Below are 25,986 nucleotides of genomic sequence, written 5' to 3' on the forward strand. Positions count from 1 at the left end.
AAGTGGGGCAATGCGCACCGAGGACGTCCTGGCCGCGGTCCTGACCGGCCTGTGGCGTTGGGACAACGCGACCGGCACCGTCACGCTCGACGCGGAGGCCGCCCGCCTCCTGGGGCTGCCCGCGCAGCCGGTGGAGCTCACGGAGGGCGCGGTCCGCTCCCGCTTCCACCCCGTCGACTGGAACGAGATCGACGGGCTGGTGAACCTGGCCCTCACCGAGGGCACCCTCGCGGAGTCCCGCCTGCGGGTCATGGACGAGGGCGGGCGGGTGGTGCGGACGGTGCGGACCCGCTGCAAGCCGCTGCTGGACGCGGACGGCTTCCGGCTCGTGGGCACCCTCCAGGAGACCGCGGAGCCGCAGCCCGGCACGGCGGGCCGGGCCCCGGTGATGGGCGACTGGCGGCGCTCGCGTGAGGCGTTCCTGCTGGACGCGGGCCGGGCGCTGGCGGAGGCCAGGTCGACGGCCGAGGTGCTGCGGGTGGCGGCGTCGCTGTCGATGCCCGGATTCTCCCCGGACGGGCTGGCGGTCTTCGGGGTGTCCGGCGACCGTCTGACGATCATCGGGCACCACGGGCACAACGCCGGCGACGAGGGCCCCTTCGCGGAGATGCCGCTGGACACGGACTACCCGGCGGCGGAGGTCGTGCGCACGGGCCGGGCGATCTACCTGCCGACCCCGGACGACTACCGGGAGCGGTACCCGGCGACGTGGCCGCTGGCGCAGCGCTTCGGCAGGGAGTCGTGGGCGTTCCTGCCGCTGATCGTGGCGGGCCGCACGATGGGCGCGTGGATGGCGGCCTTCACGTACCGGGTGAGCTTCACACCGGACGAGCGGTCGGTGCTGACGACCGTGGCGCGCATGCTGGCGCAGGCGCTGGCCAGGGCCGGGGTCGCGGAGTCGGAGCGGGAGCTGTCGCTGGGCCTGCAGCGGGCCATGATGCCGGTGCTGGGGCCCGCGATCCCCGGTGTCGAGGTGGCCGCGCGGTACGTGCCGACGGGCGGCGGGCTCCAGGTGGGCGGCGACTGGTACGACATGATCCAGCTGCCCGGCGGCCGGGTCGCGTTCGTCATCGGCGACGTGCAGGGGCACGACGTGCGCGCGGCGGGCCTGATGGGCCAGCTGCGGATCGCGCTCAGGGCGTACGCGGCGGAGGGGCACCGCCCGGACGCGGTGCTGTCGCGGGCGTCGCGGTTCCTGTGCGGGATCACGGAGGGCGCGAACGGCGACGGCGGCCCCGGCGGGGACCGCGAGGACGGCGGGCCGCGCTTCGCGACCTGCCTGTACCTGGAGGTGGACCCGGCGACCGGCACGGTCGACATCGCGCGGGCCGGCCACCCCGACCCGGCGCTGCGCATGGCGGACGGCACGGTCCTGCTCCGGCACACCGACGGCGGGCTGCCGCTCGGCATCGTCCCGGACACGGACTATCCGACGACCCGGCTGGTGCTGGAGGCCGGCGAGACCCTGATGATCTGCACGGACGGCCTGCTGGAGACCGGCGGGCACGACATGGACACGGGCTGGCTGCGGGTCCGCAAGCTGCTGGAGGAGTACGAGCCGGCCTCGGAGTCGCTCGACATACTGGCCGACGCGCTGGTGCACGCGGTGCACGGTCCGGCCTCGCACCACACCACGGGCCCGTTCGCGGACCGCCGCGAGGACGACATCGCGGTGCTGCTGCTGTCCCGCACGGCCGCGCCCGCGTCCCGCGTGTCGGCGCCGCGCCGCACGGTGCTGAGCGTGGCGCAGGCGGAGCCGGAGCGGATCGCGGCCGCCCGGCACCAGCTGCGGGAACTGCTGCACGACTGGGCGGACGAGGACCAGGTGGACGCGGCCGTCCTGATGGTGTCGGAGATGGTCACCAACGTCCTGGTGCACACCGACGGGGACGCGCTGCTGGTGGCGGAGGCGACGGGGCTGCACGGGGAGCGGCGGCTGCGCGTGGAGGTCGCGGACGGCAGCGACGAGCTGCCGCACCGGCGCCGCCCCGGCGAGATGGCGTCCTCGGGCCGCGGTCTGGTCCTGATGGAGATGCTGGCGCACGCCTGGGGCGTGGACCCCCGCGGCGAGGGCAAGTCGATCTGGTTCGAGCTCTACGAGTCGGGCGCCGCGGGCGGGCTGCCGGCCGGGGTGCCGGATCTTCCGTAGCGGCTGCGCAGCTCGCCGGCGATGCCGACGGCGGCGGCGGTGAACGGCACGGCGAGGAGCATGCCGAGGATGCCGGCGACGGACGCGCCCGCGGTGAGGGCGACCAGGACGACGGCGGGATGGATCCGCACGGTGCGGCTCTGGATGACCGGCTGGAGGACGTTGCCCTCCAGCGTCTGCACGGCGAGCACCACGCCCAGGGTCCACAGCGCGATGGCGAGGCCCCGGTCGGCGAGGGCGACGAGGACGGCGACGGCCCCGGAGAGGAACGCGCCCAGGTACGGGATGTAGGCGCCCACGAACACCAGCGCGCCGAGCCCGAAGGCCCCCGGCACCTGGAGGACGAGCAGTCCGATGGTGATGAAGACGCCGTCGATGAGGGCGACGATCGTCGTGCCGCGCATGAAGCCCTCGACCGCTTCGAAGGCGCGCCGGGCGACGGCTTCCAGGGTTCCGGCGCTGTCGCCGGGCGCGATGTCGCGCAGGACGTCGAGGACGCGTCCGGAGTCCCGCAGGAAGAAGAACAGCAGCAGCAGCGCGAGCAGGGCGATCGTCAGCACCTGGCTGAGGAGGCTGATGCCGCTGACCACGCCGGAGGCGGCGCCGCCGCCGAATCTCCGCAGCAGGTCCCAGCCGCGGGTGATCAGGTCGTCCAGGGTCGTGCCGGGCGCCCCGACCAGCCGGGCCAGGTCGCGCACGGCCTGGCGCAGGGACTCGACGATCTGGTCGCCGGTGTCGATCAGCGCGGTGACGACGATGTACCCGGCGCCGCCGAAGACGGCGACCACGGCGACGCAGGTCAGTCCGGCGGCGAGGGACCGCTGGACGTGCCAGTCGACGAGCCGCCGGTGGACGGGCCGCAGCAGCGCGGCGCCGAGCACGGCGAGGAGGATGGCGGTCAGGGCCGTCTGGAAGGTGACGCACAGCCAGATGACGATGTAGGCCACGGCCGTCACGAGCAGCACGACGACGCACCAGGCGGCGAGTCGCCGCACGGGTTCGGGCAGCGGTGACAGAAGCACCCCACCACTCCACCACACCGCGCGGGCGTTCGCCCGCCGGGGGCCCGCCGGGATGACGTGCCGTCAGCCTGCCCGCCCCGCGGAGGGGTGCGGGCCGCTGCCCCGGCGGTCGCGGCCGCCGGACCGGTCGGTTCTCTCGCGGGGCCTACAGCCCGCCCTCCGTCATGCCGTGCACGGCGGGGACGGTGCCCAGCCGGCCCGCCTGGAAGTCCTCGAACGCCTGCACCAGCTCCTCGCGGGTGTTCATCACGAACGGCCCGTAGTGCGCCATGGGCTCCCGGATGGGCTCCCCGCCGAGCAGGACGACCTCCAGGTCCGGCGTGTGCGCGTCCTGCTGCGCGTCCGCGCGGACGGTCAGCGAGCCCCCGGCGCCGAAGACGGCGGTCTGACCGGACCGGATGGGGCGCCGCTCGGCGCCGACCGCGCCGCGGCCCGCGAGGACGTACGCGAGGCCGTTGAAGTCCTCGCGCCACGGCAGCGTGACCTCCGCACCCGGCGCCAGCGTGGCGTGGACCATCGTGATCGGCGTGTGCGTGATGCCGGGGCCCTGGTGGCCGCCCAGCTCGCCCGCGATGACGCGCAGCAGGGCGCCTCCGTCGGCGGACGTGAGCAGCTGGACCTGGCCGCCGCGGATGTCCTGGTAGCGGGGCGCCATCATCTTGTCCGTGGCCGGGAGGTTCACCCACAGCTGGAGGCCGTGGAAGAGGCCGCCCGACACCACGAGGTGCTCCGGCGGGGCCTCGATGTGCAGCAGGCCCGCGCCCGCCGTCATCCACTGCGTGTCGCCGTTGGTGATGGTGCCGCCGCCGCCGTTGGAGTCCTGGTGGTCGAAGACGCCGTCGATGATGTAGGTGACGGTCTCGAAGCCGCGGTGCGGGTGCCAGGGCGTGCCCTTCGGCTCGCCGGGCTGGTACTCCACCTCGCCCATCTGGTCCATCATGATGAACGGGTCGAGGTGGCGGTAGTGGATGCCGGCGAAGGCGCGCCGCACGGGGAAGCCCTCGCCTTCGAAGCCGGCGGGTGCCGTGGTGACGGCCAGCACCTTGCGGGCCGGTGCGTCGAGGGGCGCGGCCACGCGCGGCAGGGTGAGCGGGTTCTCGACGGTTACGGCAGGCATGCGGACCTCCAGGGCCGGTACGACTCGGGTCCAGGTTAGTTGAAACCTGAACTTCCCGCCTAGGGGAACACCACGCCGGCCGCCGCCATTCCCGCCTCCCCGCACCGCCCCCGGGCCACACGCGTCCACCGCCGCTCCCGCGAGCCGCCTGCGCAGGGCCGCAGGGCGTACGGCCACAGGCCCGCACGACCGCAGGCCCGCACTCCCGCACGACCGCAGGGCCGCACTCCAGCAGGCCCCCACGCCCCACTGCCCCACGCCCAGCAGACACCCGCAGGCGGCACGGACAGCGGATGCCCGCGAGCCGCCTCGGCGCCCGCGCCACCCTCACGTACGCGGCAGGGGCCCCCGGCAGGCCGGACGGCACACGGGCACGCCGCACCCCCGAAGTGTGGGCATCGCGCACAGGAGGCCCATCGGCCCCGCAGCCGCCGTCACGGGCAGCGCACCAGGACCGCGGGCGAGCTCACCGCATCAGCGGCCGCCCGCCCTGCTCGAAACAGCGCCTAGCCGTACATCCGCCGCATCGCGAAGTCGACCATCTCCTCCACGGCCTTCGCGTCCACGACGATCCGGTGCTCGCCCTCCATGTCCAGCACGAAGCCGTAGCCGGTGGGCAGCAGGTCGAGCACCTCGGCCCCGGTGATCACGAAGTACTTGGACTCCTTGCCCGCGTACCGCCTGAGCTGCTTCAGCGTGGAGAACATCGGGATGACCGGCTGCTGCGTGTTGTGCAGCGCCAGGAAGCCCGGGTTGTCGCCGCGCGGGCAGTACACCTTGGACGTGGCGAAGATCTGCTGGAAGTCCTCCGACGACAGCGACCCGGTCGTGAAGGCCCGCACCGCGTCCGCGAGCGACGGCGGCGACGGCTCCGGATACAGCGGCGGCTGCTGACCGTACCCCTGCTGGTGCGGCGGGGCGTACTGCTGTGCACCCGGGTTCTGCTCGTAGCCGTACATGTACGCAAGCGTACTGAGTGCGTCACCGCCCCCGTGACCGCGCCCGGGAATCCCGAAAGGCCGTTGCCCGCCGCGCCGTCGGCCCGGAAGCTCCCCGTATGACGACGATCGACGACCCCCGGGTCGACCCGGCCCGCTGGCAGCGGGTGTACGAAGCCGGCTGCGCCGTACCGGCCGGAGCGGACCTGCCCGCACTGGTCGACGAACTCGCCGCGGCCCTGCGCGACCCGGACCCCGCGGTCCGCGACGGCTACCCGTACGTGGTGCTGCGCACCTGGATCGAGCGGGACGTGGTCGACGGGCCGCTGCGGGCCCGTCTCGGCACGGTGATGGCGGGCCGCTTCGAGGACCCCGAGATCCAGGCCAGGACGTTCGCACCGCTGGTCCTCGACATGATCGTCCGCCGCGGCGACCTCGATCCCGCCTGGACGGCCGCCTTCCGCCGCTGGTACCCGGCGGAGGAGGACCTGCGCGGCCACGACCCCGCACTGGGCTGGCTGCACGCCGTCGCGCACGGGGCGGACCTCCTCGGCACGTTCGGGCTGCACCCGCAGGTGCCGCCCGCCGACATGCCCGCCGTCGCGGCCGCCCGCCTCCTGGCCCCCACCGACCAGCTCTTCGCCCAGCAGGAGGACGACCGGCTGGCCCAGGCCGTGGCCCGCTGCCTGACCCGCCCCGACCTCACCGAGGCGGAGGCCACCGGCTGGCTCGACCCCCTGGAGGCCCACTTCGCCGCGGGCCGCCCGCCCGGCGTGCCCACCACCGCCGCGCACACCTCCAACGCGATGCGCACCCTGCGCATGCTGTACCTCCTGGCCGACCTCGGCGTACGGCTCCACCGCGGCGGCCCCCGCGTGCCGCTCCGCCACCCCGCGGCCGTCAAGCGCCGGGTGGCGGAGGTGCTGGAACCCGCCTTCCAGGCGTACTAGCCCCAGGGACCCGCAGGGGTGCCCGCGCGGCTGACGGGCGGGTGCCCGCCCGGCGGCGCCCGCTCATCGGCCGGGGCGGCGCGCCCGGCAGCGGTGGCGGCGCGCCCGGCGGCGGACGGGAGGTCGGCGTCCCGGCGCAGGGGGCGTCCTCGCGGGCCCGGATGCGACAGGGCGGAGGGACACGGAAACCCGTGTCCCTCCGCCCTGCGGGGTTGCGGTGGTCAGACCCGGTGGTTGAGGTTGTCACCCACCAGGAACCGCGGATACGCGAACCGCTCGCCGAGCGCCGTGAAGGCGTCCCGGCTCACCGTGTCGACCTCGACGAAGTACGCCTTCACGGCGCGCAGGAACAGCCGGAACCCCAGGTCGGCGCAGGCCCCGGTGACGACCTGCTCCAGCGCGGGCACCAGTCCGGTCACCGCGGACCCGTACGGCGGGTGCGCCGCCGCGCGGTCCAGGGCGTCCGCGACGGGGCCGATCGCCCGCAGGACGGCCTGCCGTGCCTCCGCGTCCGCCACCGGCTCCGGCGGCGGAGGCGGGAACGCGGGGTCGTCCCGGCGGACCCGGTCGAGCCACGCGGCCTCCAGCGCCCGCAGCCAGCCCCGGGCGTCGAAGCCGTGGGCCCGCGGGTCGAAGCCGCCGTGCGTGGCGCCGAGCCACACCGTGCGGAGCACCGCGTCGGGCAGCGGTGACTCCACCAGGACGCGGACGTCCTGGCCGAGCCGCCGCGCCTTGGTGCGGTCGAACTCCTCCACCGCGGCCTGCGGCAGCGTGAGCCACCACGCGGCGGGCCCGCCGTCGGGCAGGTACCGCTGCGCGTCCTCCGGGGAGAGGGCGTCCGGGATGTCCCACTTGGAGGTCACCCAGGTCAGGCCGACGTCCGTCACGTACAGGTCCTCGCCGTACGCGCCGCGGCCGCCGTCGGCTTCCTGGTCTTCGCCCGTCACCGCTTCCCTTCCAGATAGGCGGTGTAGACAACGTACTTGGACGCGTGCTCCTTCTTCGGGACGTACTTGAGCTGGATCACCACCACGTTCCCGGCGTCCACGCCCTGGGCGCCGTTCTTCACCCACTGCTTGCCCAGGCCGTTCTCGCCCCGGAGCTCCCAGCGGATGGTCTTCAGGTCGGTCTTCGGGTCGAAGCCCTTGCCCTTGCCGACCTGGTTGGCCCGCTTCAGGATCCAGGCGCTCAGCTCGTCGGCCTTGCCGGGCTGCGCGATCCACTGCCGCATGGCGTCGTCGACGGCGCGCGCGGCGATCTCCTTGGAGTCCCACCGGGTGGCGATGCCGCCCCTCGACGCCTCCGCCTTCGCCGCCATCTGGCGATCGCTCTTGTTGACGTGCTCACCCAGCGTGTGGGCGCCGCTGATGCCCTCGTCGCCGATGATGTCGGTGCAGTTGTGGACGAGGACGTCCCGCGGCCGGGCGCCTTCGGTGCTGACGTAGAAGGTGTGCAGCTCGTCGACCGTCAGGTCGTACACCTGGCGCGGCTCCAGGCCGGTCCGGGTGCGCAGCCCCGTCACGGCGTGCAGCGTCCCGTCGGGGGTCCGCAGCCGGTCCCCGGTGCGCAGGTCGGACACCAGGGTCCAGCCCCTGCCGTCCACCCAGAACCGGTGGCCCGCGGTGCTGGTGAGGGCCCCGTCGGCCAGGGTGATGTCGACCAGCCGCTCGGTGGGGTGCCGGAAGGTGTCGGTCACCGGCTGTGCGGCGGACCGCCCGGTCTCCGGGTCCCCGGCGAGCAGCACGTCACCGACGCGGACGTCCTCGATCGCCTTGCGCGAGCCGTCCGCCATCAGGACCCGGGTGGCGGCCGGGAAGCTGTTGACCCGGCAGGCGGTGACCACGTCCTCGTAGGCGTTGACCGTGCCCTCGATGCGGGCGAGGGTGGCCGGGTCCACGCCGTCCAGGGCCTTCAGGGCCTTGAACGCGTCGGTGACCCCGATGCCGGTGCGCAGCGCCGCGTCGAGCGCGTTGATCGCCTCGGCGACCTTGCCGAACGCCTTGCCGGGGATGAAGTTGCTCGCCGCCCAGGCGCAGCCGCTCGCGCTGCCGTGCCAGCAGTCGACGAAGTCCTGGACCAGGACGGCCTTCAGCACCCGGTAGACGACGGTCTGCTGGATGAGGTCCAGCTTGCTGAAGTACTGGGTGACCTCCTTGGTCAGTCCCTTGAACGGCTCCGTGCCGAGCAGCAGCGTGTGCGCCGACGGGCAGCCGGACGCCGATGCCGGAACGTCCGGGTTCGTGCAGAGGAAGAAGTCGACCTCGACGTCGAACGTGACGCGGAAGGTGACGGTGCAGCCATCGAAGCCGATCTCGATGACGCAGTCGTTGAGCTGCTTCGTGTCGGTGATCTTGAGGGTGTCCTCGTCGACGTCGTAGAACGTGCCGCCGATCCCGGTGCCCGCACCGGTCGCGATCTGCTCGTTGGCCTTCTTCCGCTCGGCCGCCTCGGCGGCCTTCTGCGCCTCCTCGGCGTACTTGTGGGCGTCCTTCGCGGCCTGCTCGGCCGCGGTGGCGGCCTCGTCCGCGCGGGTCGCCGCGGCGCGGGCGTCCTTCGCCGCCTGCTCGGCCGCGGCCGCCGCGGAGCGCGCGGCCTGCGCGTCCAGCGCCGCCTGGTCGGCGGAGGCGCGGGCGTCCTTGGCGTGGCCCTCGGCGCGTCCGGCCGCCTGGTCGGCGGCCGCCGCGTCCTCGGCTGCCTGGCGGCCGTACTCCACGGCCCTGGCCTGCGACTGGGCGGCCTTGGACGCGGCGGTCGCGGCCGCGGCGGAGTAGCCGAGGGCCTCCTTCGCGTACGTACGGGCCCGCGCCGCGTGCCCGGCGGCGTTCGCCGCGTGCTGGTAGGCGGCCTTCGTGTCGCCCTGGGCGGCCTCGGCGAGCGCCTGCGCCGCCGCGGCCTCCTCCTGCGCGTTCTTGGCGTGCGCGTCGGCGACGGCCTTCTGCTGCTCGGCGATCGACTTGGACGCCTGCCCCGTCAGCACGACCAGGCCCGCGGCGGAGTCGGTGGTGACGTACGGGGAACCGAGCTGGACGGCGTCGTTGGCGGGCTTGGCGACCTGCGCGGCGGAGTGGCCCGCGTCCACCGCGGCCTGCGCGGTGACGTGGGCGTATCCGGCGGCCTTGGCCGCCGCGGCGTACGCCTCGGCCGTCTCCTTGCGGGCCGTGTCGGCGTGGGTCCTGGCGGTCTTCGCCTTCGCCTCCGCCTCGTCGGCCAGCTTGACCGCGGCCTTCGCCTCGCCCGCGGCGTGCTGCGCGGCCGCGATGGCGTCGGCGGCGGCGCTGGTCGCGGTCTTCACCGCGGCGTCCGCCCGGAGCTTCGCCGCGTGGGCGGCGTCCGCGTCGGAGCGGGCCCGCTTGGCGGCCGCTTCGGCGCGGGTGGCCGCGGCGTCCGCCTCGGCGGCGGCCTTCGTGGCGCTGTCGGCCGCGGAGCGGGCGCGTCCCGCGGCGGCCTCGGCTGCGGTGGCGTGCCGGTCGGCCGCGTCCGCGGCGTCCCGGGCCTCCTGGGCGTCGCCGCTCGACTCGCGGGCCTGGGCGTACGCCTCCTTCGCGTCGGCCTTGGCGCGGGCCGCGTCCGCCTTCTGCTCGGCGTCCCACGCGTCGTCCCGCAGCTCGCGGGCCTTGTCGCGGGCCTTCTCCGCGGCGTTCTGCTTGTCGACGGCGGTGGCTTCCGCGGACTCGGCCGCGGACTGGGCCTCCTTCGCCTTCGCCGCCTCCGCCTCGGCGGTCCTGCGGTGCTGCGCCGCCTCGGCCTTCTTGGCGTCGGCGGTCTCCTTCTCCTTCTTCGCGGTCTTCTCTTCGGCCTCCGCGGACAGCCGCTTCGCGTGCGCGTCGGAGGCGGCGGCCTTGGCGTCGGCCTCCGCCCGCAGCGTCTCGGCGAGCTTGGCCTCGGCGGTCTCCTTGTCCTTCTTCGCGTTGTCCCGGTGGAGCTTCGCCGCGTCGGCCGCGGCCTTCGCCTGGAGCTCCGCGGTGGCCGCGGCCTCCTTCCGGAACTCGGCCTTCGACTGGGCGGCCTGCGCCAGGGCGCGCTGCATGATGGTCGCGCTGTCGCCCGCGGAGGCGCGGGTGGCGGCCTCGGCGGTCTCCCCGGCCTTCACCATCGCCTCAAGGGCGGCTGCCGCGCCCTTGGTGACCTGCGCCTTCTGCTGTCCCACCAGCAGGCCGCGGCCGCGCGGGGCGCCGCTCGCGTCCGCGAGGGCGTACGCGGCCTGCTCGGCGGTGCCGGACGCGGTGACGGCCCGCTTCGCGGCGGCGGCCTGGGCCTTCAGCACGCCCAGCTCCCGCTTGGCGGCGGCCTGCGCGGCGGCCACGCCCCGCTTCGCCTTGTCGAACTGCGCCTTGTCGGGGTAGCTGAGGCTGTCGGTGCCCTTGTGCCCGGACGGCTTGATCCGGTACTGCTGCGCCGCGGTGCCGTTGCAGCCCCACTGCCAGGCGTCGTGCCCGTTGGTGAACTTGTGCAGGTCCAGGCACTTGCCCGTGCCGGCGTTCTTCAGCGCCGTGGTGCCGCGGACCCCGAAGTCCCAGCTCTGGGCGGGGGAGTTGTTGCAGGACCAGATCTGGATCTTCGTGCCGTTGCCGGCCTTGCCGCCCGACACGTCGAGGCACTTGTACGAGTTGACGTTCCGCAGGTGCATCTCGCGGCCGCCGCCCTCGATGAGCCACTGCTGCGCCGCCGAGCCGTTGCAGGTGTAGACCTGCACGGCGGTGCCGTTGGCCTTGCCGCCGCTCTGGACGTCGAGGCACTTGCCCTTCGCTCCGGGCACCTCGATGGTGACGGGGCTGTCGCCGATCCAGCCGACGCCGCCCGCGGACCAGTAGTCCTGCCACCGGGCCAGCCGGTCGGCGACCCAGGAGTGCCCCAGCATCTCGCCGAGCGTCCTGGCGCCGGTGGCGAGGGCCTTGGTGGCGTTCTCGTTGGCGTCGAGGATCTGGTTGCGCTGCACCGCCTGGGAGGCGACCTCCTGCTGCCATTCGGCGGCGGCGGTGTCGGTGAGCGTCCGCAGGACGGCGTTCGGGTCGAGGGGGTCGCGCCACGCGCACGACGCGAACCGGGTCTTCAGGTCCTCGACCGCGATCCGGTGCTCGGCCGACTCGGGGCCGGGCGCGCTGCGGGGGAATCCTCCGGCGGCGAGGAAGAGCCGCGCGTTGTCCGCCCCGGTCGGCTCCAGGGGCCAGTTCGCCAGGTGGTCGAAGGCCCGGTGCTCGTAGTACTGCCGGTTCCACTCGGGAAGCTCGGGGTCCGGGTCCTTCCCGTACAGGGGGGTGCCGAGGTCCTTGACCGCCTTGACCGTCTTCTCGTCGGCCCTGGGGGTGGGGTCCTCGTAGAAGTCGCCCTCGTCCTTCCAGAAGCGGTCGGCGACCCACTGGGTCAGCCCCGTCTGGCCGTAGAAGTCCTCCTTCCCGTCGCCCGGCGAGCCCGGCGGCCAGTGGAAGCCGGTGACGGTGAAGCCGCCGGGGGTCTCCAGCCCGTCCAGCGGCTTCTTCCACTTGTCCCACAGGGCGTTGAGGGCGTCGAGCTCCTTGGACGCGCTCTGCCGGTCCTTGTCGTACGCGGCGGCCAGCGGCGTCTTCTCCCAGTACTGCCGGTCCGCGAGGGCGCGCAGCTTGTCCTGCGGCCGGTTGAGGCCGTCCTGGGCGATGGCGGTCATCGCGGGGCCGCCCAGCCGCAGCACGTCGGCCATCAGGCACTGGTCCTGGCGCAGCTGCTCGGCGGGGGTGTCCTCGAACCAGTTCTCGTGGTCGTTGACCGGCGCCATGCGGGGCGAGGCGACCCGGTCCGGCAGGCCGGGCTGCACGGCGAGCCCGCCGAGGACCGCGGCGGCGGCCACGGCGGCGACGAGCGACGCGAACGGTGAGGACGGTGAGGACGGGGACGCGGGGGTGGTTCTGCGTGGTCTGCGGATGAACGGCCCTGGTCTGGGGCTCAAGGGGGGGTCCCTTCATAGCGGTGAAGGGCAGGCGGGGGCACCAGCGGAGCAGGACGGAAGGACGCGGACGCGGTGCCGCCGGGCGTGCCGCTGCTGTGCGGGTCCACGTCAGGCCGCGGAGGCGCCCCGGGCGTGCCGGTACCGCGGCACGGCGGTCTCCCCCTCCCCCTGGCGGCGCTGTCCCCCCGGCCGCCTACGGACGTGCACGCTCCCCGGGGAGGGGTCAACTCCCCGCGCGCACACAGCGATCACCATAGGCACAGGCCGCCGGTGAGGATCAAGGGCCGCCCGATCACGGTGCGGACACGCCCGCGCGCGACCGCCACGGCTCCTCCCGTCGGCCCGGGGCGGAAGGGGCCCCTGGCCGGGCGGCGCCCCGCGGTGCGCGGCGGGGGCAGGGCGGCGCCGTACGGTGCCGGCGTGGAGGCCCGCGGCGCCCCGCGGGGCGCGGCGGGCGCCGCGGCACGGGGGCACTCCCCGGGCGGGGCCGGGCTCAGGCGGGGAGCGCCTCCCGCGCGGGCAGCGCGGCGACCACCTCGTCGCCCTCGGTGGCGTCCGTCCGCCGGAAGCCGAGCGAGGAGTACAGCCGGTCGGCGGCGGTGTTGTCCGTCTCGTACGACAGCCGGATCTCCGCGCAGTCCTCCCGTTCGGCCAGCCACGCCATGAGGGTCCGCACGGCGGCCCGGCCGGTGCCCTTGCCCTGCTCGGACCCGTCGATCAGCAGCCCGCCGATCCAGTACGAGCCGTCATCGTCGTCCCGCGCCCACATCACGTGCCCCACGACGGCCTTGTCGGCGCACACCGCAAGCGAGGTCCACACCTGGCCGCGCATCGACAGCAGCAGGTAGCGCGCGGCCAGCGCCGGGGCGAACCGCCGCTGCTCGTCCAGCGGCGCCACGTCCGCGACGTCCCGCCAGTTGTCGTCGTCGATCCCGTGCAGGGTGATGCTCCGCCCGGCGCGGTCCGCGATTCCGTATTCGATCATGCGGGGCAGGGTACGGACCGTACGGTCGTTCGGTCGAGCCCTTTCGCGGCTACCGCCGCCCCGCCCTGACCGCCGCGACGAACGGAGCCCAGGCCCGCGCGGACACGGTGACCACGGGCCCGTCCGGCACCTTCGAGTCCCGCACGGGGACGACGCCGGCGAGGTGATCGGCGACTTCGAGGCAGTTGCCGCCGGACCCATTACTGTGACTGCTCTTACGCCAGTGCGCGGCGCCCTTAAAGCCTTCAGCGACTTCGAGGCACTCGCCGCCATTGGTGCTGTAGTTGCTCCTACGCCAGTGGGCTCCGCTCAACCAGTACTGGTCGCTTGCCATGTCGGTAGTCCTCAGCCGCTTGCTTGATCAGGGCGAGGGACGCCTCAGGTGACAACGCGGCGGCCCTGAGCCGATCGTATGCCTTGCGGTAGCGCTTCACGAGGGCCGGATCGTCCACGATCTGCCCGTGATAGGGCCCTTCTGTATACACGAGGGCCGGTTCGTCGTTGAACTCCAACAGCATGAAAGGCAACAACAACAGCGATCGCGTACCTGAGTTCCACGGCAGCACCTGTGGCGCGACGCGCCACTGCTCGGCAAGTGCCACGATGTGGTCGAGTTGTTCAGCCATCTCTGTCGGCGGCAGAAGCGGCTCACAGATCAACGACTCGTGCAGGACCGCCCAGTACTCCGGCCGTTCCGGCCCGTCGAAGAGCGCGGCTCGCGAAAGTCGCGCCTGTAGCTTCGCTTCCGCCTCATCAGATCGCGCAAACGGGTCGCTGGCACGGTCGGCGGCCCGACCGTACGCCTCCGTTTGGAGCAGGCCCGGGATGAGGGCGTTGGCCCACACGTCGATGGCTTGCGCCCGCGTCTCCGCCTCCGCGATCGGCGCGAAGTACGACGCGTGCGCACCCTGCTTCGCCCGCCGCACATCCTCACAGCACCGCTCGAAGTACCCGTCCGTCCCGAGCGTCTGGTCCACGTGCCGGGCCAGGTCGACCGGCATGCGCCGCTGTCCGCGTTCGATCTCGCTGAGGTAGGAGGTCCCGTAGAAGCTGCCTTCCACGAGCTGGGCCATGGAAAGGCCCGCCTTCTCCCGCTGGAACCTCAACTCCTTGCCGTAGAAGCACGGGACGCTCTGCGACCCGTCGATGTCCTTGCGCTTCCCCTGCCCCACAGGTGACCGCCTTCCACACCTCGCGCCGTGGCGCCCAAACACCTTCCACGCTACGCGGGTTCCGCGCCACTGTGTGACCAGTTCGTCACACCGCGCACAGAAAGGTGACATCGCTCATGCACATGCCGCTGGAGCTCGACAAGGAGGCGCGGGACTGCGTCGACCGGCTCAAGATCGTGCTCGGGTCGCACGGGATCACGCTGCCGAGCCTCGGCCGGGACTTCGGGACGCCGCCGCTGATCATGCTCGGGAACTGCAACCTCGCGACGGCCCGCGCTCTGCTGGAGGTCCTCCAGGTGAGCCCGGGGCGGGGCCCGGCCGCCGCGCGATAGCCGGGGGGCCTCGGGCGGGGCGGCGCCACCCCGCCCGGCCGCACGCCCAGGGCCCCGGCAGCCGCCGCGCCCGGCTCGTCCGGTTTGAGACAGGTCACAGATCCGGCGCCAGGGGTTGCCCTTATTACCGACGGGTAGCATCATCGTAGCTACCAGCTGGTAGATGCACGAGGAACCTGCCTCCCGATCCCTTACGGAGCCGTTCGCCATGGGGCACTACAAGTCGAATCTCCGCGACATCGAGTTCAACCTCTTCGAGGTCCTCGGCCGCGACAAGGTGTACGGCACCGGTCCGTTCGAGGAGATGGACGTCGACACGGCCAAGAGCGTCCTCGACGAGCTGTGCCGTCTCGCCGAGAACGAGTTCGCCGAGTCCTTCGCCGACGCGGACCGCAACCCGCCGGTCTTCGACCCGGAGACCAACACCGCACCGGTCCCCGCCTCCTTCAAGAAGTCCTACAAGGCCTTCATGGACTCCGAGTACTGGCGTCTGGGCCTGCCCGAGGAGATCGGCGGCACCACCTCGCCGCGCTCGCTCATCTGGGCGTACGCGGAGCTGATCCTCGGCTCGAACCCGGCCGTGTGGATGTACTCCTCCGGCCCCGCCTTCGCGGGCATCCTCTTCGAGGAGGGCAACGAGGCGCAGAAGAAGGTCGCCGAGATCGCCGTCGAGAAGCGCTGGGGCTCCACCATGGTGCTGACCGAGCCGGACGCCGGTTCGGACGTCGGCGCGGGCCGCACCAAGGCGATCCAGCAGGAGGACGGCTCCTGGCACATCGAGGGCGTGAAGCGCTTCATCACGTCCGGTGAGCACGACATGGAGGAGAACATCCTCCACTACGTCCTCGCCCGCCCCGAGGGTGCCGGTCCCGGCACCAAGGGCCTGTCGCTCTTCCTCGTGCCGAAGTACGAGTTCGACTGGGAGACCGGCGAGCTGGGCGCCCGCAACGGCGTCTACGCCACGAACGTCGAGCACAAGATGGGCCTCAAGGCGTCCAACACGTGCGAGATGACCTTCGGCGACAAGCACCCCGCCAAGGGCTGGCTGATCGGCGACAAGCACGACGGCATCCGCCAGATGTTCCGCATCATCGAGTTCGCCCGCATGATGGTCGGCACGAAGGCCATCGCCACCCTGTCGACGGGCTACCTCAACGCGCTGGAGTACGCCAAGGAGCGCGTCCAGGGCACCGACCTGGCGAACTTCATGGACAAGACCGCGCCGAAGGTCACCATCACGCACCACCCGGACGTGCGCCGCTCCCTCATGACGCAGAAGGCGTACGCGGAGGGCATGCGCGCCCTGGTGCTGTACACGGCCGCCGTCCAGGACGCGATCCAGGAGAAGGAGGCCGCGGGCGAGGACGCCAAGGCGCTGCACGGCCTGAACGACCTGCTGCTCCCCATCGTCAAGGGCTACGGCTCCGAGAAGTCGTACGAGCAGCTCGCCCAGTCCCTCCAGACCTTCGGCGGCTCCGGGTACCTCCAGGAGTACCCGATCGAGCAGTACATCCGCGACGCCAAGATCGACACCCTCTACGAGGGCACCACCGCGATCCAGGGCCAGGACTTCTTCTTCCGGAAGATCGTCCGCGACCAGGGCGCCTCGCTGAACACGCTGGCCGAGGAGATCAAGAAGTTCCTCGCCCTCGGCGCCGGCGGCGACGAGCTGGCCGCCGCCCGGGACGCGCTCGCCAAGGCGGCCGTGGACCTGGAGGGCATCGTCGGCACGATGCTGACGCACCTCACCGCCACCGGCGAGGACGTCAAGAACATCTACAAGGTGGGCCTCAACACCACCCGCCTGCTCATGGCGTCCGGTGACGTCGTCGTCGGCTACCTGCTGCTGCGCGGTGCCGCCGTCGCCGCCGAGAAGCTGGCCGCGGGCGCTCCCGCCAAGGACGTCGCCTTCTACCAGGGCAAGATCGCGGCGGCGAAGTTCTTCGCGGCCAACGTCCTGCCGGGCGTCGCCACCGAGCGCCTCATCGCGGAAGGCGTCGACAACTCCCTGATGGAGCTGGACGAGTCCGCGTTCTGACCGGCTGACCGGCCCGCCGACCGGCTGAGCGGCTCACCGGCCGGAGGGCAGGCAGCTCGGCGGAGGGTATGACGGCCCGCTTCCCCGGATGGTCCGATCCGGGGAAGCGGGCCGTTCCCGTCCCCGGGGGCGGCCCCGGGAGTCATCACGGCGGCCCGGCAGCCCCGCGGGGGCTCACCAGCCACCGGCCGGTCCTCCTATCCTGAGGACTGGAGGGACCGCCCATGGCGACCATCAAGGGCACCGAGACCCGTGTCACCCAGGCCAGGGACGCCGCCGCCCGTGAGGCGTGGAGCGAGGCGTACGCCCAGCTCAGTGCCCTCCCGGCGGACGTGCTGGGGGGCGACGGCCTGACCCTGCTGGCCGACGCGGCCTGGTGGACGCTGCGCCTGCCGGAGTCGATCGAGGCCCGGCTGCGGGCCTACACCGCGTACGCCGCCGCCGGGGAGCACCAGGCCGCCGCGCGCGCCGCGTGGATGCTCTTCTACGACTACCGCGACACCGGCCGCACCGCCACCGCCTCCGGCTGGCTGCACCGGGCGCGGGAACACCTGGCCGGTCGGCCCGACTGCCTGGAGCAGGCGTACCTGGCCTGGTCCGAGGCCGAGGAGGCGACGGAACGCGGCGACCCGGACACGGCCGTGGCCGCCGCCCGGCGCATGACCCGCATCGCCCGCGCCTGCGGCAGCCGCGACCTGCTGGCGATGAGCCACCAGGTGCACGCCGGCTCCTGCTGGCCCACGGGCGGACCGCCGAGGGGATGGCCCTGCTGGACGACGCGATGTGCGCGGTCACCGCGGGGGAGCTGAGCCCCCTGTTCACCGGCTGGATCTACTGCCTGGCCCTCACCCGCTGCATGGCGGGCGCCGACCTGCCGCGGGCCGCCGAGTGGACGGACGCCGCGATGCGCTGGTGCGCCGCGCACTCCGCTGACAACCCCTTCCGCGGCCTGTGCCGGGTACACCGGGTGGAGGTCCTGGACCTGCGCGGCGACTGGGCGGGGGCCGAGGCGGAGGCCGAGCGGGTCTGCGCCGAGGTGGCCGCCGGGGACACCGCGGTGGCGGGTGAGGCGCAGTACGTCGCGGGGAGATCCACCGGCGGCGCGGCGACCTCGCCGCGGCCGAGGCCGCGTACGCGCGGGCTCACGCGCTGGGCCGCCCCCGCAGCCCGGCCTCGCCCTGCTGCGCCTGGCCCAGGGCCGCGCCGACGCGGCTGCCGCGGCGCTGCGCCTCGCCCTGGCAGATGCCGCCTTCGACGGCGGCCTCCGCCACCGCGCGCGTCTCCTCGCCGCCCAGGTCGAGGTCGAGCTGTCCCTGCGGGCGGTGCAGGCCGCCCGGACGGCCGCGGAGGACTTGTCCCGGCTGTCCCGCACGGACCCCCGACCCCGTTCCTCGACGCCCTCGCCACCACCGCCCGGGCCGCCGTGGCCCTGGCCGACCAGGAGGGCGACGGCACCCGTGCGGAGCGGGCCCGGCACGCGCGGGTCCTGCTGCGGCGGGCGCTGGCCGCGTGGCTGGAGCTGCGCGTGCCGTACGAGGCGGCCCAGGTCCGCATGATGCTGGCCGCCGCCGCGCGGGACGCGGGCGACGACGAGGGCGTGGCCCTGGAGCTGCGGGCCGCGCGGGCCGCCTTCGAGGCACTGGGGGCCGTACCCGACGCCCGGCGAGCCGCCGCACTGCTCGACGCCGGGCGGCGCCGCCCGGACCGGCGGGACCTGCCCGGCGGGCTCTCGCCCCGTGAGGCGGAAGTGCTGCGGCTCGTCGCCGCCGGGCGCACCAACCGGGAGATCGCCGCCGCCCTCACCATCAGCGAGCACACCGTCGCCCGCCACCTCAACAACATCTTCGCCAAGCTCCAGGTGACCTCCCGCGCCGCCGCCACCGCCTTCGCCTGCGCCCACGGCCTGGCGTGACGGCCCGATGGGCTGTTCCGCCCATCCGGCCGGCCGGTCCCGCGATGGGCCGTTCCCGCGATGTGCCGGGAGGCGTACCCGACCTACAACGGAGGCATGACCACCACCTCCGCCACCCCGCAGCCTCCCGCCGCCGTCCGCTCCGCCCGGCAGAGCGCCTACCGGTCCCCCCGCCGGGAGCTGACCGCGCCCCCGCGGGACTACCTCCAGCCGCCCGTCTTCGCGACCGTCGCCACCCAGGACCCTGACGGGCGCCCTCACGTCGTGCCCGCCGACCACCTCTCCGAGGACGGCCGCTTCCCTATCGCCACCTGCCCCGGCAGCCGCAAGGACCGCAACGCCGCCGCACGGCCCGAGCGCGTCACCGTCACCGTCGACGACCGGCAAACCCTCGCGCGGGTGTCCGCCGGCGGCAGCGCCGAGATCCTCACCGGCCGCGCCGCCCGCGACGTCAGCGCCCGGCCGCACCTGCGGGCCCGGGGCGCCGAGGCACTCGCCGTCCTCGGGAGGTTCCCGGAGCGCACCGAGGACGTGACCATCGCGCTCACGCCGGCCCGGTGGCGCTCCTGGGACGTCCGCTCCACCGTCCCGCCCGCCCCGGCACGCGCCGGCATTCCGCGCGCCGCACCCGAAAGGCTCTTCCCGTCATGACCACCCTCACCGCATCGACCACCCCCGACGCCCCCGATCCGGAGCCCCTGCGCGGCACCGTGCACGGCGACGTCATCGACCCGTCCGACCCCCGCTACGACCAGGCCCGCCGCGTCTACAACGCCCTGCACGACAAGCGGCCCGCCGCCGTGGTCCGCGCCGCCGACGCCGCCGACGCCATGGCGGCCGTGGCCTTCGCCCGCGACACCGGTCTGCCGCTGGCCGTGCGCGGCGGCTCGCACTCCGCCGCCGGGTACGGCACCTGCGACGGCGGCCTCGTCCTCGACCTCGCCGGATGCGGGGCATCCGCGTCGACGCCGAGCGGCGTACCGCCCGCGCCGAAGGCGGCTGCACCTGGGCGGACGTCAACCACGCCACCCACGCCTTCGGCCTCGCCACCCCCGGCGGCGTCGTGTCGTCCACCGGCATCGGCGGACTGACCCTCGGCGGCGGCATGGGCCACCTGTCCCGCCGCTACGGCCTGACCTGCGACAACCTCCTCGGCGCCGATGTCGTCACCGCCGACGGCGCCCTCGTCCGCTGCGACGCCGACCACGAGCCGGACCTGTTCTGGGCCCTGCGCGGCGGAGGCGGCAACTTCGGCGCGGTGGTCTCCTTCCTCTACCGGCTCCACCCGGTCACCACGGTCCTCGGCGGGCCCGCCTTCTATCCCCTCGACGGGGACGTGGCCCGCCGCTGGCGCGAACTCGTCGCCGACAGCCCGGAGGAGTTCAACACCCTCTTCGCGGTGCTGCTGGGCCCGCCGGTCCCCTTCCTCCCCGAGCGGTGGCACGGCAGGCCCGTGTGCGCGGTCATCACCTGCTGGAGCGGTCCGGAGGAGCAGGACGGCACCATCCGCGACCGCCTCACCGCCCTCGGCCCGGTCCTCGGCCAGTACGTGACCCGCATGCCCTATCCCGTGGTCAACACCCTGTTCGACGCGGACCTGCCGCCCGGGCTGTACCACTACTGGAAGGGGAACTTCAGCCGCGACCTGTCCGACGGCGCCATCGACGTCCACATGTCCTTCGGGGCGTCCCTGCCGTCGCTGCAGAGCGACACGATCGTCTTCCCCGTCGACGGGGCCTGCCACCGCACCGGGCCCGCCGACACCGCCTTCGCCTGTCGCGACGCGTCCTTCTCGACGGCCTTCGGACCCAGCTTCGCCGACCCGGCCGACATCGAGCGGAACATGGCCTGGTGCCGCGCCTACGACGCGGCGCTGCGCCCGCACACCGACGAGGCCGGCTACGTCAACTTCCTCAGCGACGACGACCAGGGCCGCGTACGCGCCAACTACCGCCAGAACCATGAGCGCCTGGTGGAGACCAAGCGCCGCTACGACCCCGGCAACCTCTTCCGGATCAACCACAACATCACCCCGTGAACCGCCGCCCCGGGCACACGTCGAAGTGGCTCACCCGGCAGGTGTCCGACGGCGCGGCGCGCCGCAGGTTCACCGCCGTGCCGTCCCCCGCGATGTACCAGCGCTTGCCGCTGGGCACCCCGGCCGCCGGACGCACGCCCGGCTCCATCGCCACCCACCGGTCGCCCGTCGTACGGTGCCAGCGCGCCCGGCCGCCGCAGTGCCGGCAGATCATCAGGGAGCCCGAGCGGGGCGCGGGCACCCGGGTCCTCACCCGCGCCGGGGCCGCCCCGCCGGAACGCGTCGCGGACGACGCCCGCAGCGCCGCCGCCGTCACCGGCAGCAGGTCCCCCAGCCGCACCGGGTCCCGGTCGTCCGGCGCCCCCGCACCGGTCCTCGCGCACAGCGCGCACATCGCCATCCCGAACAGCGCGCTCCACTCCGCGCCCGGGGCCTCGCACACCGCGCAGGAGAGCGCGGGCGCAGGGGCGGCCGCCGCGGCCGCCGCCGCCCTCGTCATCGTCGTCACCGTGCACCTCCGGACTCGCGTCGATCAACGGTGGGTCGTCGCCACCGATACTGACAGCCACCACTGACAACGCCGCTTCCCGAACCCCTGCGACCCCGCGGGGACCCGCCCGTATGGTGTGGGCATGAGCAGTTCACCCGCCCGCTTCGACCGCGGCCACACCGACGACCTCATGACCTTCCTGGCGGCCTCCCCGTCCCCGTACCACGCCGTCGCGACCGCGGCCGGACGGCTGGAGAAGGCCGGCTTCCGGCAGGTCGAGGAGACCGCCGAGTGGGACGGGACGACCGGCGGCAAGTACGTGCTGCGGGGCGGCGCGATCATCGCCTGGTACGTCCCCGAGGGCGCCAAGGCCCACACCCCCTTCCGCATCGTCGGCGCGCACACCGACTCCCCCAACCTGCGGGTCAAGCCGCGCCCCGACAGCGGCGGGCACGGCTGGCGCCAGGTCGCCGTCGAGATCTACGGCGGCCCGCTGCTGAACTCCTGGCTCGACCGCGACCTCGGCCTCGCCGGACGCCTCACCCTCCGCGACGGCACCTCGCGCCTCGTCAACGTCGACCGTCCGCTGCTGCGCGTGCCGCAGCTCGCCATCCACCTGGACCGGCAGGTCAACGAGGGCCTGAAGCTGAACCGGCAGCGCCACATGCAGCCGATCTGGGGCCTCGGCGACGACGTCCGCGAAGGCGACCTCATGCGGTTCCTCGCCGAGGAGGAAGGCATCGACACCGCCTCCGTCGTCGGCTGGGACCTCATGGTGCACTCCGTCGAACCGCCCGCCTACCTCGGCCGCGACCGGGAACTGCTCGCCGCGCCCCGCCTCGACAACCTGCTGTCCGTGCACGCCTGCACCGCCGCGCTCGCCGCCGTCGCCACCGCGCCCACCGAACCCGCGTACATCCCCGTCATGGCCGCCTTCGACCACGAGGAGAACGGCTCCGAGTCCGACACCGGCGCGCAGGGCCCGCTGCTCGGCGGCGTGCTGGAGCGGTCCGTGTTCGCCCGCGGCGGCAGCTACGAGGACCGCGCCCGCGCCTTCGCCGGGACGGTGTGCCTGTCCTCCGACGTCGGCCACGCCGTCCACCCCAACTACTCCGAGCGCCACGACCCCACGCACCACCCGCGCCCCAACGGCGGCCCCATCCTCAAGGTGAACGTCAACCAGCGGTACGCCACCGACGGCGGCGGCCAGGCGGTGTTCGCGGCGGCCTGCGAGGCGGCGGGCGTGCCGTGGCAGTCGTTCGTCTCCAACAACGACCTGCCGTGCGGCACCACCATCGGCCCCATCACCGCCGCCCGCCACGGCATCCGCACCGTCGACATCGGCGTCGCCTGCCTGTCCATGCACAGCGCCCGCGAACTGTGCGGCGCCGACGACCCGTACCTGCTCGCGAACGCCCTCGTCGCGTTCCTCAAGTAGCCCGGCCCGCCCAGGCGTTGGCGAGGCCATCCCGGGTACCCGTACGTTCTCGGACTTCCGTGGACACGGACATCAGGGAGGCACACCATGGGCCTGGGCGGATGCCTGCTGCTCATCGCGGGCGGAGCGATCCTCACCTTCGCGACCGACTGGGAGGTCAGCGGCTTCAACGTGGACGTGGCCGGACTCATCATGATGGCGGTGGGCCTCATCGGCGTCGCCGCCTACACCAGCATCGCCCGGCGCCGCAGGGCCCTGGTACAGCCGATGGCGGCCACCGTCACAGACCCGGCCCACGAGGCCCGCGACGGCAACCGCGACCCGCTCGTCTGACGACCGCCCCAGGCCACCCGGCCGGCGGTGCCCACAGGCGACACTGACCTCATGACCGTTGACCCGGACGCCCTGCGGACCGGTTGGAACCGGACCCACAGCCACCTGGCGGCGGCGCGAACCCATCTGGCGAGCCTGCCGGGCGCCGACCTCTCGACGCCCGCCGAGTTCCTGGAGTACAACGAGCTGGGACTCGCCTTCGACGGCCTGGTCGATCTCGCAGTGGATCTCGATCTGCCACTCGCCTTCTGGCAGCACATGGACCGAGCGGCCCGTGAGATGCGGCTCTACAGCGATGCGCTGCACAAGGCCGCATCTCACGGCTGCCACCGCTGCCTCCGCCGCCTCGCGGCCGCCTCCGAGCCGGAATGAGGGCAAGGGGCCCCTACCGAGGGAACGGCTCCCGGTATTCGTCAGCCTGACGTGAAGAGGGGGCGAACCCGGCTCCTGTCAGCCGCCGCTCTGCGATGCTGGAGGCCGATCGAGAGGGGCCGCAGCGATGCAGTGGAAGATCCACGGGGAACGTCCGATCTACGAGAACAGCTGGGTGAACCTGTGGCTCACCGATGTCGAGACGCCGGACGGGAACCGCTGGGAGCACCACGTCGTCAGGCTGCGGCACCTGGCCGTGGCCGCCGTGGTCAACGAGCGGCGGGAGGTTCTGATGATGTGGCGGCACCGCTTCATCACGGACGCGTGGGCATGGGAGCTGCCCATGGGCCTGGTCGAGGAGGGCGAGACACCGGCCGAAGCCGCGGCCCGTGAGGTCCTGGAGGAGACGGGCTGGCGTCCCGGCCCGGTCAAGCCGCTGCTCTACGCCGAGCCTGCCAACGGCATCACCGACTCCCAGCACCACGTCTTCCGGGCCGACGGCGCGACGTGCGAAGGACCGCCGACCGAGAAGAACGAGTCGGACCGGATCGAGTGGATCCCGCTGACCGACGTGCGGGCCATGATCGACCGACGCGAGATCGTCAGCAGCGGCTCCCTCGTCGGGTTGCTCTACCTCCTCATGGACGAGGCGATCCGCTGATCTGACGGGGCAGCATTTCCCTGAGCCGGCGAAAGACCCGGGCGCCCCCGACCGGCGCCGCCCCGGCGCCAAGGCGGGCGGGGCCGGCCGGGATCGAACCGGCGTCCTCGCGGTGTTGGAGACCGCGCGCGACCACCTCTGCGCTACGGCCCCGCCCTTGCCCGGCATCGTACCGACGGCCCTCCGGCAGCCCGCTACGCGTCAAGTCCCGCCAGGATCAGGGGGAGGCGCGCCGCGCCGCCGGCCTCGACCTTCACCGGCACGCCCCAGTCCTGCTGGTGGACGTGGCAGGCCGGGTACTCGTTGTCCGGGTCGTCGTCGCAGGACGCCGCCATCGCCGAGACGTGCAGCACGCCCTCGGCGACCTCCGGGTTCAGCATCAGCTCACGCGACAGGTCCGTGCCCGCGCCCGCGCCCGCGGCGAGCAGCTCCGGGGGCGTCGAGGACACCAGCAGCCGGGTGGAGGGGCCGTACCGCTCGTCCAGCTTCTGCCCGGCCGGGGCGCGGAAGACGACCTCCAGGGACAGCGTGCCGGGCGCGACCGCCGTGGCCTCCCGCTGGGTGCGGTGCGCGACCGCCTCCACAGTGAGGGCCTCCTCGGGCAGCCGCAGCCGCGTCAGGCGGTGCCGGGCCGACTCCACGACCACGAGGTCCTCACCGGCCAGCACCGCGTCGCTGGGCTCCCGCAGGTCCGTGGCGACGGTCGTGACCTCGCCGCTCGCCGGATCGAAGCGGCGCAGCGCGTGGTTGTACGTGTCGCACACCGCGACCGAGCCGTCCGGCAGGGCGGTGACGCCCAGCGGGTGCTGGAGCAGCGCCTGGTCGGCGGCGCCGTCGCGGTGCCCGAAGTCGAACAGCCCGGTGCCGACCGCGGTGCGGACGGTGCCGTCCGGTTCGATCCAGCGCAGCGCGCTCGTCTCGGAGTCCGCGACCCACAGGCGGTCCGGGGTCGCGGCGAGACCGGACGGCTGCGCGAACCACGCCTCCGCGGCCGGTCCGTCGACCAGGCCCTCGTTCGTGGTGCCCGCGGCGGCCTCCACGGTGCCGGCCTCCGGGTCGTACGTCCACAGCTGGTGGACGCCCGCCATGGCGATCCACACCTTCCCCTGCCACCACGCCACGTCCCACGGCGACGAGAGGGCCACCTCGCGCGCGTGCCCCCCGGTCGGAGAGCCCTGCATCCACTGGGCGCCGGTGCCCGCGACCGTGGAGGTGTCCCCGGTGGCCGGGTCCCAGACCCGCAGCGCGTGGTTGACGGTGTCCGCGACCACCACCTGGCCGTCGGGCAGGGCGCACAGCCCCTGCGGCTCGCTGAACCGCGCCTCGGCCGCGGGCCCGTCGGCGAGGCCGCGCTCGCCGCAGCCGATCCGCCGCACGACCGTCTCGCCGTCCGGCCCGAGCTCCACCAGCTGGTGCCGGGTCGTGTCGGAGACCAGGAAGTTCCCCGAGTCCAGCACCAGCGCCTTGCCGGGGAAGCGCAGGTGCGTCGCCACGGGCTCCGGCGGCACGTACGGGCCGTCGCCGCGCCGCAGGGTGCCCTTGGCCTCGTGCTCGGCCTCCAGCTCCGCGACCAGCTCGGCCAGCGCGTGGGCGTGGCCCTCGCCCGCGTGCTGGGCGACGACGTACCCCTCCGGGTCGATGACGACGAGCGTCGGCCAGGCCCGCACGGCGTACTGCTTCCACGTGGTGAGCTCCGGGTCGTCCAGCACGGGGTGCTCGACGCCGTACCGCTCGACCGCGTCGACGACGGCCTGGTGGTCGGCCTCGTGCACGAACTTCGGCGAGTGGACGCCGACGATCACCACCGTGTCCCGGTGCTTCTCCTCCAGCTCCCGCAGCTCGTCGAGGACGTGCAGGCAGTTGATGCAGCAGAAGGTCCAGAAATCGAGGATCAGTACGCGGCCCCGGAAGTCGGCGAGCGTGAGGGCCTTGCCTCCGGTGTTCAGCCAGCCGCCCTTGCCGATCAGCTCGGGGGCGCGGACGCGGGCACGGCGGTGGGCGGGCGCGGGGGTGGGCGCCGGGGCGGCATCGTTCATGGTTCAAGCTTGCCATCCGGCTCCGGCGGCAACCTTCCCGCCGTCGGCGGCGACCGTTCCGTGGACCATCCACCCCTCCACGG

Annotated in this window: 23 protein-coding genes, 1 tRNA gene and 1 pseudogene; 13 read left to right on the forward strand and 12 right to left on the reverse strand. The window is 73.7% G+C overall.

Features of this window, described 5'->3' with window-relative positions; translation table 11 throughout:
- The first annotated feature begins 10 nt into the window (after window positions 1-10).
- Entirely contained in the window at window positions 11-2,149 is a 2,139-nt protein-coding gene (locus L6E17_RS17145) for a SpoIIE family protein phosphatase (RefSeq protein ID WP_236241617.1), read from the forward strand.
- On the opposite strand, the gene L6E17_RS17150 is transcribed toward L6E17_RS17145, so the two are convergent.
- The 3 genes from L6E17_RS17150 to L6E17_RS17160 form a co-directional block, all read right to left on the reverse strand.
- On the reverse strand, window positions 2,095-3,165 hold the full coding sequence (locus L6E17_RS17150) for an AI-2E family transporter (protein WP_236241735.1): 1,071 nt from the start codon (window positions 3,163-3,165) through the stop codon (window positions 2,095-2,097). The genes L6E17_RS17145 and L6E17_RS17150 overlap by 55 nt on opposite strands.
- 151 nt (window positions 3,166-3,316) lie before the next feature.
- Window positions 3,317-4,288, reverse strand: a complete 972-nt coding sequence (locus tag L6E17_RS17155; protein ID WP_236241618.1) for a pirin family protein — start codon at window positions 4,286-4,288, stop codon at window positions 3,317-3,319.
- A gap of 506 nt (window positions 4,289-4,794) precedes the next feature.
- Entirely contained in the window at window positions 4,795-5,247 is a 453-nt protein-coding gene (locus tag L6E17_RS17160) for an SseB family protein (RefSeq protein WP_071265326.1), read from the reverse strand.
- Between the two features lie 98 nt (window positions 5,248-5,345).
- Here L6E17_RS17160 and L6E17_RS17165 point away from each other — a divergent pair, with 98 nt between their 5' ends.
- Window positions 5,346-6,176: a DUF2785 domain-containing protein gene (locus L6E17_RS17165; RefSeq protein WP_236241619.1), complete on the forward strand. Its 831-nt coding sequence runs from the start codon at window positions 5,346-5,348 to the stop codon at window positions 6,174-6,176.
- 221 nt (window positions 6,177-6,397) lie between these two features.
- Here the strand turns inward: L6E17_RS17165 and L6E17_RS17170 are convergent, their stop codons facing one another.
- The 5 genes from L6E17_RS17170 to L6E17_RS17190 form a co-directional block, all read right to left on the reverse strand.
- Window positions 6,398-7,123, reverse strand: a complete 726-nt coding sequence (locus L6E17_RS17170) for a hypothetical protein (RefSeq protein ID WP_236241620.1) — start codon at window positions 7,121-7,123, stop codon at window positions 6,398-6,400.
- Window positions 7,120-12,096, reverse strand: a complete 4,977-nt coding sequence (locus L6E17_RS17175) for an RICIN domain-containing protein (RefSeq protein WP_374109069.1) — start codon at window positions 12,094-12,096, stop codon at window positions 7,120-7,122. Before L6E17_RS17175 ends, L6E17_RS17170 begins: the two co-directional genes overlap by 4 nt.
- Before the next feature lie 493 nt (window positions 12,097-12,589).
- Window positions 12,590-13,081: an N-acetyltransferase gene (locus tag L6E17_RS17180; protein ID WP_236241621.1), complete on the reverse strand. Its 492-nt coding sequence runs from the start codon at window positions 13,079-13,081 to the stop codon at window positions 12,590-12,592.
- 49 nt (window positions 13,082-13,130) lie between these two features.
- Window positions 13,131-13,415, reverse strand: coding sequence for a DUF397 domain-containing protein (locus tag L6E17_RS17185; RefSeq protein WP_236241622.1), 285 nt, complete (start codon window positions 13,413-13,415; stop codon window positions 13,131-13,133).
- Window positions 13,372-14,253: a helix-turn-helix transcriptional regulator gene (locus tag L6E17_RS17190; RefSeq protein ID WP_236241623.1), complete on the reverse strand. Its 882-nt coding sequence runs from the start codon at window positions 14,251-14,253 to the stop codon at window positions 13,372-13,374. Before L6E17_RS17190 ends, L6E17_RS17185 begins: the two co-directional genes overlap by 44 nt.
- A gap of 116 nt (window positions 14,254-14,369) precedes the next feature.
- On the opposite strand from L6E17_RS17190, the gene L6E17_RS17195 reads away from it, so the two are divergent.
- The 3 genes from L6E17_RS17195 to L6E17_RS17205 all read left to right on the forward strand — a co-directional run bounded on the left by L6E17_RS17195 (window position 14,370) and on the right by L6E17_RS17205 (window position 17,432).
- Window positions 14,370-14,585, forward strand: coding sequence for a hypothetical protein (locus L6E17_RS17195; RefSeq protein WP_308315890.1), 216 nt, complete (start codon window positions 14,370-14,372; stop codon window positions 14,583-14,585).
- Between the two features lie 208 nt (window positions 14,586-14,793).
- On the forward strand, window positions 14,794-16,623 hold the full coding sequence (locus L6E17_RS17200) for an acyl-CoA dehydrogenase (RefSeq protein ID WP_236241738.1): 1,830 nt from the start codon (window positions 14,794-14,796) through the stop codon (window positions 16,621-16,623).
- Window positions 16,624-16,847: 224 nt separating this feature from the next.
- Entirely contained in the window at window positions 16,848-17,432 is a 585-nt protein-coding gene (locus tag L6E17_RS17205) for a hypothetical protein (RefSeq protein ID WP_236241624.1), read from the forward strand.
- Between the two features lie 333 nt (window positions 17,433-17,765).
- On the opposite strand, the gene L6E17_RS30585 is transcribed toward L6E17_RS17205, so the two are convergent.
- Complete coding sequence (locus L6E17_RS30585; protein ID WP_268985264.1) at window positions 17,766-17,894, reverse strand: hypothetical protein; 129 nt, start codon at window positions 17,892-17,894, stop codon at window positions 17,766-17,768.
- A gap of 152 nt (window positions 17,895-18,046) precedes the next feature.
- Between L6E17_RS30585 and L6E17_RS17210 the strand changes: the two genes are divergently transcribed.
- From L6E17_RS17210 to L6E17_RS31010, 4 genes and pseudogenes are all read left to right on the forward strand, one after another.
- Entirely contained in the window at window positions 18,047-18,535 is a 489-nt protein-coding gene (locus L6E17_RS17210; protein WP_236241625.1) for a helix-turn-helix transcriptional regulator, read from the forward strand.
- A gap of 96 nt (window positions 18,536-18,631) precedes the next feature.
- Complete coding sequence (locus L6E17_RS17215; protein WP_236241626.1) at window positions 18,632-19,186, forward strand: pyridoxamine 5'-phosphate oxidase family protein; 555 nt, start codon at window positions 18,632-18,634, stop codon at window positions 19,184-19,186.
- Window positions 19,187-19,365: 179 nt separating this feature from the next.
- Window positions 19,366-19,670: pseudogene (locus tag L6E17_RS31005) on the forward strand (FAD-binding oxidoreductase); the annotation flags it as partial.
- Window positions 19,671-20,378: 708 nt separating this feature from the next.
- Window positions 20,379-20,573 (forward strand): BBE domain-containing protein, encoded by a 195-nt coding sequence (locus L6E17_RS31010; RefSeq protein WP_308315892.1) that lies wholly within the window; start codon window positions 20,379-20,381, stop codon window positions 20,571-20,573.
- On the opposite strand, the gene L6E17_RS31015 is transcribed toward L6E17_RS31010, so the two are convergent.
- Window positions 20,563-21,072 (reverse strand): DUF6083 domain-containing protein, encoded by a 510-nt coding sequence (locus L6E17_RS31015; protein ID WP_308315893.1) that lies wholly within the window; start codon window positions 21,070-21,072, stop codon window positions 20,563-20,565. The genes L6E17_RS31010 and L6E17_RS31015 overlap by 11 nt on opposite strands.
- A 133-nt stretch (window positions 21,073-21,205) precedes the next feature.
- Here L6E17_RS31015 and L6E17_RS17230 point away from each other — a divergent pair, with 133 nt between their 5' ends.
- The 4 genes from L6E17_RS17230 to L6E17_RS17245 all read left to right on the forward strand — a co-directional run bounded on the left by L6E17_RS17230 (window position 21,206) and on the right by L6E17_RS17245 (window position 23,867).
- Window positions 21,206-22,501 carry a M18 family aminopeptidase gene (locus tag L6E17_RS17230; protein ID WP_236241627.1) on the forward strand — a complete coding sequence of 432 codons (1,296 nt, stop codon included), beginning with the start codon at window positions 21,206-21,208 and terminating at the stop codon, window positions 22,499-22,501.
- A gap of 87 nt (window positions 22,502-22,588) precedes the next feature.
- On the forward strand, window positions 22,589-22,834 hold the full coding sequence (locus L6E17_RS17235) for a hypothetical protein (RefSeq protein ID WP_236241628.1): 246 nt from the start codon (window positions 22,589-22,591) through the stop codon (window positions 22,832-22,834).
- A 51-nt stretch (window positions 22,835-22,885) separates the two neighbouring features.
- Complete coding sequence (locus tag L6E17_RS17240; RefSeq protein WP_236241629.1) at window positions 22,886-23,206, forward strand: MafI family immunity protein; 321 nt, start codon at window positions 22,886-22,888, stop codon at window positions 23,204-23,206.
- Window positions 23,207-23,333: 127 nt separating this feature from the next.
- Window positions 23,334-23,867 carry an NUDIX hydrolase gene (locus L6E17_RS17245; protein ID WP_236241630.1) on the forward strand — a complete coding sequence of 178 codons (534 nt, stop codon included), beginning with the start codon at window positions 23,334-23,336 and terminating at the stop codon, window positions 23,865-23,867.
- 78 nt (window positions 23,868-23,945) lie between these two features.
- Here the strand turns inward: L6E17_RS17245 and L6E17_RS17250 are convergent.
- A tRNA-Trp gene (locus L6E17_RS17250) sits at window positions 23,946-24,020 on the reverse strand.
- Window positions 24,021-24,061: 41 nt separating this feature from the next.
- A complete protein-coding gene (locus L6E17_RS17255) occupies window positions 24,062-25,903 on the reverse strand; it encodes an NHL domain-containing thioredoxin family protein (RefSeq protein WP_236241631.1) in 1,842 nt (613 codons plus the stop codon).
- Between the last annotated feature and the right edge of the window lie 83 nt (window positions 25,904-25,986).

Source organism: Streptomyces sp. CC228A (genome assembly GCF_021390935.1).
Classification (GTDB): Bacteria; Actinomycetota; Actinomycetes; order Streptomycetales; family Streptomycetaceae; genus Streptomyces.